The 13,493-nt window shown below is 75.8% G+C and carries 8 protein-coding genes; 1 reads left to right on the top strand and 7 read right to left on the bottom strand.

Annotated features, from left to right (window positions below; genetic code table 11):
- Positions 1–6 precede the first annotated feature (6 nt).
- Positions 7–921, top strand: a complete 915-nt coding sequence (locus tag JD79_RS20285) for an alpha/beta fold hydrolase (RefSeq protein ID WP_245900258.1) — start codon at positions 7–9, stop codon at positions 919–921.
- On the opposite strand, the gene JD79_RS20280 is transcribed toward JD79_RS20285, so the two are convergent.
- The 7 genes from JD79_RS20280 to JD79_RS20250 all read right to left on the bottom strand — a co-directional run bounded on the left by JD79_RS20280 (position 896) and on the right by JD79_RS20250 (position 13,392).
- Entirely contained in the window at positions 896–2,422 is a 1,527-nt protein-coding gene (locus tag JD79_RS20280) for a long-chain-fatty-acid--CoA ligase (protein ID WP_110006974.1), read from the bottom strand. The two genes, JD79_RS20285 and JD79_RS20280, sit on opposite strands and share 26 nt — an antisense overlap.
- Positions 2,423–2,489: 67 nt before the next feature.
- Positions 2,490–5,444, bottom strand: coding sequence for an HAD-IB family hydrolase (locus JD79_RS20275; protein WP_110006973.1), 2,955 nt, complete (start codon positions 5,442–5,444; stop codon positions 2,490–2,492).
- Positions 5,441–7,693, bottom strand: a complete 2,253-nt coding sequence (locus tag JD79_RS20270) for a glycerol-3-phosphate 1-O-acyltransferase (protein WP_110006972.1) — start codon at positions 7,691–7,693, stop codon at positions 5,441–5,443. The genes JD79_RS20275 and JD79_RS20270 overlap by 4 nt, the downstream gene beginning before the upstream one ends.
- Before the next feature lie 134 nt (positions 7,694–7,827).
- Entirely contained in the window at positions 7,828–8,835 is a 1,008-nt protein-coding gene (locus tag JD79_RS20265; RefSeq protein ID WP_110006971.1) for an NAD-dependent epimerase/dehydratase family protein, read from the bottom strand.
- A 59-nt stretch (positions 8,836–8,894) separates the two neighbouring features.
- Entirely contained in the window at positions 8,895–10,301 is a 1,407-nt protein-coding gene (locus tag JD79_RS20260; protein ID WP_110006970.1) for a WS/DGAT/MGAT family O-acyltransferase, read from the bottom strand.
- Between the two features lie 103 nt (positions 10,302–10,404).
- The gene (locus JD79_RS20255) at positions 10,405–11,355 is read right to left on the bottom strand and encodes an alpha/beta fold hydrolase (RefSeq protein WP_245900257.1); all 951 of its coding nucleotides are present in this window, start codon (positions 11,353–11,355) and stop codon (positions 10,405–10,407) included.
- 84 nt (positions 11,356–11,439) lie between these two features.
- On the bottom strand, positions 11,440–13,392 hold the full coding sequence (locus JD79_RS20250) for an FUSC family protein (RefSeq protein ID WP_110006969.1): 1,953 nt from the start codon (positions 13,390–13,392) through the stop codon (positions 11,440–11,442).
- Between the last annotated feature and the right edge of the window lie 101 nt (positions 13,393–13,493).

Below are 13,493 nucleotides of genomic sequence, written 5' to 3'. Positions count from 1 at the left end.
CCGCGGGTGGACGAGGCGCAGGCGCCGGGGACGAGCCGGACGATCGACCTGGGGGGACCGGTGCACGTCGTCGACTACGGCGGTGCCGACGGCGGCCGGGCGGTCGTCCTGGTGCACGGCCTCGGCGGGTCGCACGGCAACTGGGACCTGTTCGCGCCGCTGCTGACGCCGACGTGCCGGGTGTGGGCGCTGGACCTGCCCGGGTTCGGCCGCAGCGAGCCGGGGGACCGCCGGGCCACCGTGCCGGCCAACGTCGAGGTGCTGCAGCGCTTCCTGCGCGAGGTCGTGGGCGGGCCGGTGGTCCTGGTCGGCAACTCGATGGGCGGGATGATCTCGCTGTTCACCGCCGCGGCCTCGCCCGACCTGGTGCACGGCCTGGTGCTCCTGGACCCCGCGCTGCCCGGTGGGCGCCGCCGGCTGGACCCGCTCGTGGCGGCCACGTTCGCGCTCTACGCGCTGCCCGGGCTGGGGGAGCGGTTCCTCGCGCTGCGGCGCGCGCGCTCGACGCCGCTGACCCGCGTGCGGGCGATGCTGCGGCTCGTCGGCGTCGACCCCGACGAGCTGCCGGCCCCGGTGGTCGACCGCGCGGTCACCCTCCTCGAGCAGCGCGAGGACGTCGCCGGGATGGACCGCGCGTTCCTCACGGCCGCGCGCTCGCTGCTGCGGATCCTGGTCGACCCACGGCGCTACCGGTCGGCGATGGACCGGGTGGCCGCGCCGGTGCTCCTGGTGCAGGGCGACCGCGACCGGCTGGTCCCGGTCGCCGCCGCCCGCGAGGTGGCGCAGGCGCACCCCGGCTGGCGCTACGAGGAGCTGGCGGCGGTCGGGCACGTGCCGCAGCTGCAGGTGCCCGACCGCCTGGCCGACCTGGTGCTCTCCTGGATGGCCGAGAGGGTCAGCGGGTCCGCAGTTCGGTCTTGAGGACCTTGCCGCTGGGCCCCTTGGGGAGCTCGTCGATCACCACGACGTCCCGCGGGTACTTGTAGGCCGCCAGCCGCTCCTTGCAGAACCCGATGACCTCGGCCGGCTCGGCCGAGGCGCCGGGGCGCAGGCTGACGTAGGCGACGACCTCCTCGCCGAGGCGCTCGTCGGGCCGGCCGATGACGGCGGCCTCGAGCACCGCCGGGTGGGCGTGCAGGACCTCCTCGATCTCGCGCGGGTAGACGTTGAAGCCGCCGCGGATGACCAGGTCCTTCTTCCGGTCGACGATGTAGAAGAAGCCGTCCTCGTCCTGGTAGCCGAGGTCGCCGGTGTGGAACCAGCCGCCCTTCATCGCCTCGGCGGTGGCCTCGGGCCGGCCGAGGTAGCCCTTCATGAGGTTGTGCCCGCGCAGCACGATCTCGCCGACGTTGTCCGCGCCCCTCGGCAGCTCGTTGTCGTCGGTGTCGACCACGCGCACCTCGCAGCCCCACAGGCGCTTGCCGATCGACATGACCCGGCGCTCCTCGGCGCTGCGGTTGAACGTGGCCACCGCGCAGGTCTCCGACAGCCCGTAGCCCTCGAGCACCGTCGCGTCGTAGGCGGCCTCGAAGCCCTTGATGACCTCGCCGGGGATCGACGCGCCGCCGGACACGCAGATCCGCAGCGCGGAGACGTCGCGGCCGGTGAGGTCGGCGTGCATGAGCGCCACGAACATCGTGGGGACGCCGCAGAAGACCGTGACCCGGTGCTGCTCCATCGCGTCGAGGACCGCGCCGACCTCGAAGCGCGGCACCAGCACCAGCGTGGCCCCCGCGCGGACGGCGCAGTTCATCACGCTGGACAGGCCGAAGACGTGGAAGAGCGGCAGCACCGCCATGGCGACGTCGTCGTCCTGGTACTGGAAGGTCTCGGCCGCGACGGAGGCCGCCATGTAGGCCTGGAAGTGGGTGAGCTCGGCGCCCTTGGGCTTGCCGGTCGTGCCGCTGGTGTAGATGACCACCGCGGTGTCCTCCGACGACATCTGCTCGACGTCGGAGGGGTCGGCGCCCTGCCCGGCGGCGAGCAGCGCGTCGAACGGCGTCGTGTCCGGCGGGGCCTCCGGCCCGCCGGGCGAGGGCACCACGTACACCCGCACGTCGCCGGCGGAGGCGGCGCCCTTGACCGCCTCCTCGGCGAAGGCGTCGAAGGTGATCAGGACGCGCGCCCCGCTGTCGGACAGGTGGTAGCTCACCTCGGGTGCCTTGAGCAGCGGGTTGAGCGGCACGAGCGTCATGCCCGCCTTGAGCGCGCCGAAGTAGGCGAGCACGAACTGCGGCACGTTGGGCAGCTGCAGGGCCACGCTGTCGCCGCGCTGCAGCCCCGCCTCCCGCAGGCCGGCCGCGACCTGCCCCGACAGCTGGTCCACCTGCCCGTAGGTCAGCGTGAGCGGGCCGAGGCGCAGCATCGGCTTGTCCGGCTGCGCGGAGGCGGACTCCCGCAGGATCGTGGCGAGGTTGAACATGGCCGCTCCCTGGGCTGTGACGCTGGTTACAACCCGGTGCAGTACCGCGCCAGCGAGCGGCTACACCTCAGCGGCGGCCGAGTGCGACCACCTCGTCCAGTCCCTCCTGCAGGTCGGCGACCAGGCCCGACGGGTCGGTCACCGCGGCGGAGTCCAGGTTGACGCCGATGCAGCACAGGTCCTCGTGCGAGAGCAGCGTGACCATCGCGGCGCAGCCCGGCAGCGGCCCGAAGGGGAACATCCGCAGGATCCGCGAGCCGGCGATCCACACCGGGTGCGTCACGCCGGGCATGTTGCTCACCTGGACGTCGTTCGCGCCCGTCAGCCGGCCCGAGACCGCCCCGACGACGGGGGCGGGGATCCAGTGCAGCGCGGGGCCGAGCAGGTCGTCGGTGACGCCGCTGGTGCTGGTCTCGCGCGCCGACAGCACGAACTCGCGGATCGTGGAGATCCGCGCGGCCGGGTCGGCCTCGTCCAGCGGCGCGGTGAACCGGGCACCGGTGAAGCGGTTGCCGCCCTGGGCGTCGTCGCGGGCGCGCAGGCTGATCGGGATGCCGATGGTCATCGTCCCCAGCGGCGCGCCGGAGCGCTCGTGGTAGCGCCGGAAGCCCCCGAGCACCGCGGCGAGGAACCCGTCGTTCAGGCTCCCGCCGGCCGCCCTGGACCCCGCCTTGAGGTCGGCGAGGGGCACCTCGAGCACCTCGAAGCGCCAGTCCCCGCCGCGCGGGGTCAGCAGCGGCGAGCTGCCGCGCGGCGGCGCCAGGGTCTTCGTCGCCGAGCGGGCGGCGTCGAGCGCCTGCGCGGCCACCTCGCGCGGGTGGCGCAGCGTGCCCAGCGCCTCGACGCCGCGCCGCAGCGCCGCCAGCGGCACCGACCGCGCCGTCCCCACGAGCTGCTCGGTGAGGGCCCCGACGCGGGAGACGTCCCCGGGGACGGGCGCCGGCGGCTCGGGACGGGCGGGATCGGTCTCGGGACCGCGGCGGTGCAGCAGGCCCATGAGCTGGACGGCACCGAGCCCGTCGGTGGTGCTGTGGTGGGTCTTGACGACGTAGCCGGCGCGCCCCTCGGCCAGGCCCTCGACCAGCATGACCTCCCACAGCGGCCGGTCGCGGTCCAGCAGCCCGGAGGAGAACTCCCCGACGACGTCGAGCAGCTGGCGCATCGACCCCGGCTCCTCCAGCCGGACGCGGTGCACGTGCCGGTCCAGGTCGAGGTCCTCGACGGTCACCCAGCGCGGCGCGCCGACCCCGAGCGCGGGCTCGACCACCCGCTGGCGCATGCGCGGGACCATCCGGGAGGCCCACTCGTGCGCGCCGCGGAAGCGGTCCCAGTCGGGCGCGGTCTCCAGGACCTCCAGCAGCGTGACGTTGGCGCGCAGCCGCGGGTCGGCGGCCTCGGCGCGCCACATCGCCGTCTCGATGGGGTTCATCTCCGGCGAGGTGCCCCAGTCCAGCGGCGCGGCGGGGACCGCGGGTGCGGGGGCGCCGTCGTCGACGGTGGGGGACTCGGCGACGACCGGGCGCCGGGTGCGGCCCGACCAGTTCGCGAGCGTGGCGAGGTAGGAGTCGCGGACCTCGGTCACGTGCCGGTCGATGTCCTCGGCCACCCAGTCCGTCGTCGGCACCGGCGGCAGCACCCGCACCTGGACGGTGCCGGGCGTGACCACCGTGGCGCCGCGCCACATCAGCTCGCCGGCGTTGCGGATGACCACCGGGACGATCGGCACGCCGGCCTGCATCGCGACGTGGAAGGCGCCCTTCTTGAACGGGCCGAGGGTCGGGGTGGCCGAGCGGGTGCCCTCGGGGGCGATGACCAGCGAGATGCCCTCCTGCAGCCGCTGGACGGCCGGCTCGAGGGCGCGGCGCGCCTGCGCGGGGTCGCTGCGGTCGACGAAGGCGACGTCGGCCAGCCGGAACGCCAGCCCGAAGCCCGGCGTCCTCGCCAGCTCCTTCTTGGCCACGCCGGTGAACCCGCCGCGGAGCAGCTTGGCGAGGATGAGGACGTCGAGCTGGCTCTGGTGGTTGAACAGGAAGACCGCCGGCCGGGTGGCCAGGTGCTCGGCGCCCTGGACGTCGATCCGGACGCCGGCGAGGGCGCTGCCGAGCTCACCGGCGAGGGTGAGGCCGAGGTCGACCGCCTCCCGCCGCGAGCCGCCCAGCGCGCCGACGGCCAGGCCGGTGGTGAACCCGCCGAGCATGCCGCCGATCCCGGCGACGGTGCGCGCGAGGTCGGCCGGCCCGGTGCGGCCGCGCCGGCGGAAGCGCGCGACCGGCCACGAGTAGTGCCGGGCCGCGGCGGTGAGCCCCCGGCCCGGGTTGAGCGCCCGGGCGCGGCCCACGGTGCGCAGGAAGGGGACGTCCTCGTCGCCGTTGGAGTAGGCGTAGCTCTGCAGCAGGTCGATGCCGTGCTCCTCGGCGAAGGCCCGCACGGCCGCGGCCTTGCCCGCCCGCCACAGCAGCGGGCCGCCGGGGCGCCCGGTGCAGACGCCGTCGACCATCTCCACGGGGGAGACCAGCACGTGCTCCACGCCGAGGGCGCGGGCGGCCGGCTCCACCTGGAAGCGGGTGGCGGAGGAGGCCAGGACGACGGTGTGCCCGGCCTGCAGGTGGGCCGTGACCAGCCGCCACGCCTCGGGGTACAGCGAGCCGGCGATGCCCTGGACGAACAACCGCTCGCCGAGCTCGGCCAGCTCGTCCTCGCTGCGGCCGGCCCAGGCGCGCATGCCCGAGACGGTGAACCGCTCGAAGTCCTCCTCGGTGGTGACCCCGCGCAGGCCGTTGAGCAGCAGCTGGCCCAGGTCGGTCGGCGTCACCTCCAGCGAGCGCAGGTGGTGGCGGGCGAAGGCGGCCAGCGAGTAGCCGTCGATCACCGTGCCGTCGAAGTCGAAGAACGCGCCCACCCGCGGGCCGGGCGGCGCCGCCTCGACGTCGGCGATCAGCTGCTCCTCGGTCCAGACGTTGGTCCGGGCCATCGCGGCCGCCTGCTCGCGCAGTCCACCTCCGGGCGGCGTCTCGGCCGTCACGGTTCCACCCCCACGTTCTCCCGCCGCGCCGCGGCGTCCAACTCGTCGATCACCACTACTCGGCCGACGACGTCCCGGACTTGAGCGGCCCACTCCTGCCGCCGCCGGGCGAGCTCCTCGCGGCCGGGGTCGACCAGGTCGAGGTTCGCCGCCAGCCTCAGGGCCCCGGAGAACAGCTCCCGCGACAGCGACTCCGGCCCGTGCAGCCGGCCCTGCAGCAGCATCTGCTGGCCCACGCCGCTGCACTCGGCGAGGAACTCCGGCTCCGTCACCGGCGTGCGCGGGTCGCGGGCGGCGAGCCGCTCGGCGACGACGAGCTGTGCGTCGACGAAGGACCGCAGCACCCGGTGGGCGACCAGGAGGTCGGCGCGGCAGAGCACGTCGCGGCCGTCGGCGGTCTCCCACCCCGGGTCCAGCCGCTCGAGCTCGGCCGACAGCCGCTCCCGGTAGGGCTCCCGCTCGGGGAAGAAGAACTCGAACTCCAGCAGCTTGCGGAGGCGGTGGGCCTCGTCCCAGCGGTCGGCCGGGTCGCGGAGCATGACCAGCTCGGCGATGGCCCGGTCCACGAAGTGGTGGATGGCGTTGTTGCGGTAGAAGGCCGCCACCAGGTGCTGGCCCCGCTCGATGGCGTAGACCGCCTCCTCGCCGCCCTCGTAGACGGTCACCACGCCCTCCGCGGCCAGCGCCCCGAGCACCCGGCGCACGCCGCGGGCGCTCTGCAGGGCCGCGCCCGAGTGCGGGAGGTCCCGCTCGGTGAGGTAGCGCAGCAGCGGCTCGAGCACCCGCTGCACCTGCGCCAGCGTCAGCGCGCGGTCCCGGACGCCGAGCAGCGCCGTGGTGACCAGCGCCGTCGCCGTCGCCGGGGTGGCGGAGTTGATGCCGACGGCGACCTGGAAGGCCACCTTCTGCAGGGTGAGCCGGCGGGCGTCGGGGTCGTCCGGGTCGGCGCCGTTGCGCAGCGCGGTGGCCAGCGAGAGCGGCTCGGCGAAGCCGACGTGCACGGTGCCCAGCGGGGTGCGCACCTGCTCGCGGATGTAGGACGCCATCCACGACAGGCCCTCGCCGCGCTTGGCCGCGCCGCCCTGCTCGGCGGCCATCCCGGAGACCTCGCGCAGCTGGTCGTAGGTGATGGAGACCGGGACCAGGTAGACGTCCTCCACCCGCTTGCGCTCGACGGCGTCGGCCACGAAGCGCAGCAGCCCGTGCCGCGGCGGGCGGAGCTTGCCGGTGCGGGAGCGGCCGCCCTCCATGTACCACTCGAGGTTGAACCGCTTGGCCAGCAGGAAGGCCAGGTACTCGCGGACGGCGGTCTTGTAGACCTGGTCGTCGCCGAAGGTGCGGCGGATGAACACCAGGCCGGCGCGCTTGGCGATCGGCCCGACCGGCCAGAAGCGCAGGTTCTCCCCGCCGAGCACGTGGTTGCGCGGGAAGTCGTGCCGGGTGAGGACGTCGGCCAGCACGAGCGGGTCGACGTAGGAGCGGTGGCTGGGCAGGAACACCAGCGGGTGGGTGCGGTTGAGCTCGCGCAGGTCGGTGAGCCGGGCGGTGTCGGCCTGCACGTCCCAGGCGCGGGCGTGCACCGGCCGCAGCAGCCCGGTGAACACCTCGACGGCGGCCGGGTCCATCGCCGCCACCAGCTCGTCGAGGTCGGCGGCGGCCTCGGCGGCCACCTCCTCCTCGGGGGCCTCCAGCCGCTCGGCGAGCTTCGCGATCTCCGAGCGCCACTCGGGGCTGTGGCGGATGGCCTCGGCCACGTGCCGCGGCACCTTCGCCCGGTCGCCGACGACCTGCCGCTCGGCCCGGTCGAGGGCCAGCGCCGCCTGGTGGGCGACGAATCCGGCCAGCGTCCCGGTGCCGTCCCAGCGCGCGGTCAGCTCGGCCACGGTGGCGGGCTCGGCGACCACCACCCGGGCGCGGTCGGGGTCGCGGCGCACGGCGGCGGCCTGCAGCGGGCGCGGCGGGCGCCGCTTGAGCGCGGGCCGGGCCGCCGACCACCGCTGCCGCCGCCCCCGCCGGCCGGTGCCCCGCCGGGTCACCTCGGACCCGCCGCCGGGCGCCCAGGCGACGCGGGTGGCGGTGACCACCGTGGCGGGGTCGGCGTCGGCCAGCGGCCCGGCCAGCGCCGAACCCCTCAGGGGCAGGACGGTGCCGCCGAGGGGCAGGGCGCCGGCCACCAGCCGGCGCTCCACCTCGCTCGAGACGTCGACCAGCACGATGCGGGGGACGTCGGTGTCCGCTCCGGGGCTCATGCGCACTCCTCCACAGCACTCGTCGGGCGCGTCCGCGCCGGGTCCAACGGGCGGGACGCCCCGCGGGTCACGGGCACCCGCCGTGAGGGGACAGATCCTGCCCCCTCACGCCGCGGTGCGGGCCGGCCCGGTGATCAGCTCTGGTTCAGGGTGGCGCGCAGCGCCTCGAGGCCGGTGTAGCGCGGCTGCCAGCCCAGCTCCCGCTTGGCCTTGCTCGTGTCCATGATCGCCGGGTGGCTGGCGGCCTCCACCCACTCGGCGACCGGCGGCAGGAACGGCAGCCGGGACACGGCGCGGGCGGCGAGCTGGGCCGGCCCGGCCGGCAGCGGCAGCGGGATGGCGCCGTACTCGCGGGCGACGTCGGCGGCGGTCAGGACGCCGTCGCCGGCGATGTTGTAGGCGCCGGGCGGGCCGGCGGCGACGACGCACTGCAGCAGCGCCTGGCCGACGTCGTCCTCGTGGATGAACTGCAGCGGCAGGGCGGGGACGAACGCCGGCACCGGGACCGGCAGCCGCCGGGTGCTCTGCTCGGCCAGCCGCCGTCCCAGCGGCGCGAGCGGGCCGGGCAGGACGTCCTTGGCGCCCACGGAGTGCGGCCCGAGCACCACCGGCGGGCGCAGCAGGTACAGGTCGGTCTCCGGGTGCGCCTGCGCCTCGGCCTGCAGCAGCTGCTCGAGCTCGGCCTTCTCCTGCGCGTAGAACAGCTTCGCCGCCGGGCGCACCGGCCACTCCTCGGTCATGCCGACCGGGTTGTCCGCGTGGAACCCGTACGCGGCCACGGAGGAGGCGTAGACGAAGCGGCGCGCTCCGGCGGCGGCCGCGGCCCGGAAGGCGTTGAGCGTGCCGTCGACGTTGATCGCCCGGGTCGTCTGCCGCGAGGCGTTGCCGGTGATGAGGAAGGCCAGGTGGACGACGACGTCGGCGCCGGCGAAGGCCTCGCGCAGCGCGTCGGCGTCGCGGACGTCGCCCCGCCGGTACTCCATCTTCGTCCAGCCGCGGGCGGCCGGGTCGAAGGGGCGGCGGGCGATGCCGACGACGCGGCCGATCCGGTCGTCGGCCTGCAGCAGCGGGACCAGGCCCTCGCCGAAGGTGCCGGTGGGGCCGGTGACGGCGACGGTCAGGTCGGTGTCGGGAGCGGTCACCCCGGACCGCTACCCGCGGCCGCCGGGCGTGAACCCGGTCACGCCCGACGGCCGCCGGGTCACCGGGCGGCCGTGGCCGGCTGCTTGTCGGCGGCCAGCCCGACCAGCTCGGCGATGCCGCGGCAGATGCCCTCGGACAGCACGTCGACGTCGGGGAAGGCGTCGAAGTCGGCGTTGATGCCGAAGGTCATCTCGTTGAGGTAGCTGAAGATCCCGATCGAGACCCGGGTGCCGCCGGCGATCGGCACGTAGGGGTGGGCCGACACCATCCGCTTGCCGAGGACGTAGAGCGGCACCCGCGGGCCGGGCACGTTCGTCGTCACGGCCTGGCACCACATCTGCCCGGTCTGGGCGGCGGCCCGGACGCCGAGCGCCAGCAGGGTCGGCGCGACGTAGTCGCCCATCCCGATGATCGAGCGGGCGTCGACGGCCTGCATCGTCCGCTTGTACTCGTCCATCTGGCCGCGGATGGCGGCCAGCCGGGCCAGCGGGTCGGCCTCACCGACCGGCAGGTCGACGAACACGGCGGTGACCCGGTTGTCCAGCGACCCGCGCTCGCCCTCCTTGCGCACCGAGATCGGCACCATGGTGCGCACCACCGTGTCGGCACCGAGCGCGCCGCGGCCCTTGAGCAGGTCGCGGAAGCCGCGGGTGATCGCGGTCAGGACGACGTCGTTGACCGTGCCGCCCAGCGCCGCCCGGGCGGTGCGCAGGTCCTCGAACTGCGCGTCGGACCACGCCCAGCGCCGGTGCGGGCCGATCGGCCCGGTCAGCGTGCGGGCCAGAGGCGTGAGCGCCTGGCGGGCCAGCTGCGGCACGGTGCTGACCGCCGCGCGGGCGCTGCTCACCAGGCCCTTGGCGCCGGTGGTGACGGCGTCGGGGCTGTGCACCAGCTGGCGCAGGGGAGCGGTGGCGGTCTCGGCGAGCGCGCCGGCCACCATCGCCAGGCCCGAGGGGGTGCGCTGCGGCGACCAGTCCCGCGGCGCCGCGTGCTCGGCGTTGGGGTCGAGGTCGAACATGATCTGCATCAGGTCGGTGCCGGCGACGCCGTCGACCATGCAGTGGTGGACCTTGGAGATGATCGCCCACTGGTCGTTCTCCAAGCCCTCGACCAGCCAGACCTCCCACAGCGGCTTGGCCATGTCCAGGCGCTGGCCGAGCACCCGCCCGGCGAGGTTGCGCAGCTGCTCGGGGCCGCCCGGCCGGGGCACGGCGGTGTGCCGCACGTGGTAGAGGATCTGGAAGTGGGGGTCGTCGACCCACAGCGGGCGGCCGAGGTTCAACGGCACCTCGCGCACCCGCTGCCGGTAGCGCGGCACCTGCGGCAGCTTGCTCAGCAGCAGCCGCACCAGGTCGCCGTACGACGGCGCCGGACCCTCGAACACGGCCACCGAGCCCACGTGCAGCGGCGCGTTCTCGGTCTCCGCGTAGTAGAACCCGGCATCGGTCGCACTCAAGCGGTCCACGGTCGCTCCTCTGCTCCTTCGAGACGGTGACGGCCGGTTCCGTATCCAGCGACCCGGCCGACCGAACACGGTCGTGTGGTGCCGGACACAGTAGGCCCGGCGATCAGCCTGCCTGCCGGGCGGAGCCGGGGCCAGCGGCGGCCACCCGGTCGAGCAGGTCGGTGAGCGCCCGGTCGACGACGGCGGTGCGGGTGAGGTTGACGCTGTGCCCGGCCCCGGGGACGACCACCAGCTCGGCGCGCTCGCCGATGCCCTCGGCCAGCCGGCGGCCGTGGGCGGCGGGTGTCAGCCGGTCGTACTGCGCGGCGACGACGGTGCACGGCACCCGGCCGAGCACCGGCAGCGACGCGCTCTCGTCGTGGTCGAGGAAGGTGCCGTAGAAGGCGAGCGTCACCGTCAGCGGGGTCTCCTCGAGCATGGCCTGCACGACCCGGACCGCCTCGCGGGTGGCGTCGTCGCGGCCGAAGAGGAAGCGGCGGGTGAAGCGCGCACCGAGCCAGGTGCCGCGGCGGCGCAGCCGCTCGAGTCCCGGCGCGAGCAGCCGCAGCCACCACAGGTAGAGCCGCAGCAGGTGCAGCCTGCGCATCAGCTTCACGGCCGCGCCGAGCGGCCCGCTGGCGACCAGGCCACCGGCCGAGGTGGCCAGCAGGAACGCGCCGACGACGCGGGGCCCGAACAGCTCCGGCCGCTGCCGCGCCAGCGCCATGATCGTCATGCCGCCCATCGAGTGCCCGGCCAGGACGACCGGTCCCGGGGGGACGACGGCGTCGAGGACCTGGCCGAGGTCGCGGCCGGTGCGGTCGATGGTCGCCGTCCGGGGGTCCACCCAGCGGGACCGGCCGTGGCCGCGCTGGTCCCACAGCACGATCCGGGCGCGGTCGCGGATCGCCCGGCGCTGCAGCTCGAACTCGCCGAGCCGGGCGGTGAACCCGTGGCAGAACACCACGGTCACCGGGGCGTGCTCGGGGCCGTCGAACTCGACGTGCAGGTCCACGCCGTCGTCGGTGCGGACGGTGCGCGAGCCCGGCGGCGGGGGACCGTCGATGCCCGGCACGACCGGGACGTGGGGTGGCGCGGGGGCGGGACGTCGTCGGAGCGGCACCCGTCCATGACAGCGCAGCTCCGGGGGACCGGCGACTCAGCCGCCGGGGGCCGCCGCCTCCGGGCGCCGTCCCGGCGCGGCGTCGCGGACCAGCCGGCGGGCGGCGTCCACCTCCCGCGCGACGGGGGCGAGCACGCCCTCGGCGTGGATCTCGGCGTCGTCGGGGGTCCGGTGGGCCCGGACGTCGTCCTCCAGCTCGCGCAGCGCCCGGCGCAGCACCGCCACCTGCCCCGGCTCCGGGGCCTCCCCGCCGTGCCGGACGGCGATGACCGCCGCGGTGACGGCGTCGGCGGTGCGCTCCAGCTGCACGATGACCGGCCACCAGGCCGCGGCGCGGGTGCTGATCGGGGGCGGCTCGGCCAGCCGGCGCTGCAGCTGGGTGGTGAGCTCGGTGAGCGCGCGGTAGGTGGCCCGGCGGGCGCGGCGGCGCGCGACCGGGTCGCCGTCGAAGGCGGCGCCGACGAAGCCGTCGAGGGCCAGGGCGGCCGCGCGCATGGCGTCCTCCAGCGGCGCCCGCCAGGTCTGCGGCCAGAGCAGGTAGCCGAAGACGAGCACGATCGCGCAGCCGATGAGGGTGTCGGCCAGTCGCGCGCCGACCAGTCCCGGGCCGCCGGGGACCGCGAGGTCGAGCAGCAGGATGATCACCGGCGTCTGGAAGACCGAGAACAGGCCGAAGTTGGCGCCGCGGGCCCACGGCAGCAGGCCCGCCGCGACCGCCATGGCCACGACCACCCAGCCGTCGCGCGGCAGGAACGACAGCAGCAGCGAGCCGATGAGGACGCCGAGCAGCGTGCCCGCGCCGCGCTGCACCGCCCGGGTGAACACCGAGCCGAAGTCGGGCTTGAGCACGATCGCGACCGTGAGCAGCACCCAGTAGGGCCGCTCGATGGGCAGCAGCTGGCGGGCGGTCTCCGCGACGGTCATGCACAGCGCCAGCCGGACGGCGAAGTCGCGGGTGTCGGGACTGCCGAGGGTGCGGTCGGCCAGGTCGCGCAGCCGGGCACCCAGGGGCCGGCGGGGGAGCGCGACCGCCGCGCCCGCGCGCTCCTCCGGGTCGCCGACGACGGCCCAGGCCAGCCGCACGCCGTGCCGCACGGCGCGGCGGGTGGCGGGTCCGTCGTCCAGCGCCGCGGGGCGCTCGCCGGGCAGGTCGCGGTCCGCGGACACCGCGGTGGCCAGCGCGTGCACCGCCGTCACGTCGTGCGGGTCGGCGGGCACCCCGGCGCGGGCGGAGGCGACCGCCGCCTCCACCAGCGGCGCCGCGGCGTTGAGGATCCCGGCCAGCTCCGACAGCTGCCGGTTGCGGCCGGCGGCGAGGCTGCGGGTGCGGATCACGCGGTCGTAGGCGGCGTTGAGCGCGGTGGTGAGGTCGCGGCGGGCGTCGTCGGTGCGCTCGGTGCCGACGGCGGTGAGCAGCCCGGCGATGCGGGTGAACACCGCCGCCACCGCCGTCCGGTCGGGGTCGCTGGGTTCCGTGGCGGCCTGGACCAGCGTCGCGAGCGTCGCCCAGGCCGCGCCGGCGGCGAAGAACGACACCTCCGCCCACTGCGGCAGCGGCGTCACCAGCCCGGAGGCCAGCGCGGTGTAGACGAGCAGCTGCAGAGCCCCCAGCGACATCGCCGAGTTCACCGCGCTGATCACCGCGGCGGCCACCGACAGGACCGCCACCAGGACCACCGGCAGCACCCCGCCGCCGCTGGCGAACTGACCGGCGACGAGGCCGACCGCGCCGAAGCCGACGGCGGCCGCCGTGCGCCGCAGCCGGTCCCGCAGCGGCCCGGCCTGCGGGGCGAGGGTGGCCGCGAGCGCGCCGGTGGTGCCGAAGACGCCCGCGCCGAGCGCCGGGGTGCCTCCGACCACGAGGGCGACCGCGAGGGGCGCGGGCACGGTGACGGCGAAGCGGGCGACGTCGCGCCAGGGCACCGGCGGGGGAGAGGTGCGGACCAGTTCCTCGAGCCACGCCGGAGCGCGCAGCGACCTGTCCGCCACGCCCCGCAGCCTGCCACCCGCGGGGGGGCGCGGATGACCAGGTGACCTGATCGTGCCGCGTCCTGGCTCACGGTCGACGCCGAGCCAGGACACGCCACGGT

Origin of the sequence: Geodermatophilus normandii (assembly GCF_003182485.1) — a bacterium.
GTDB lineage: Bacteria > Actinomycetota > Actinomycetes > Mycobacteriales > Geodermatophilaceae > Geodermatophilus > Geodermatophilus normandii.
Note: the sequence above shows the minus strand (reverse complement) of the source record. Positions and strands in the feature narration are given on the sequence as shown.

Bases quoted from the DNA above. Each gene is read 5' to 3' on its own strand.
- JD79_RS20280 (WP_110006974.1), bottom strand. From the start codon at position 2,422: ATGTTCAACCTCGCCACGATCCTGCGGGAGTCCGCCTCCGCGCAGCCG.
- JD79_RS20270 (WP_110006972.1), bottom strand. From the start codon at position 7,693: ATGAGCCCCGGAGCGGACACCGACGTCCCCCGCATCGTGCTGGTCGAC.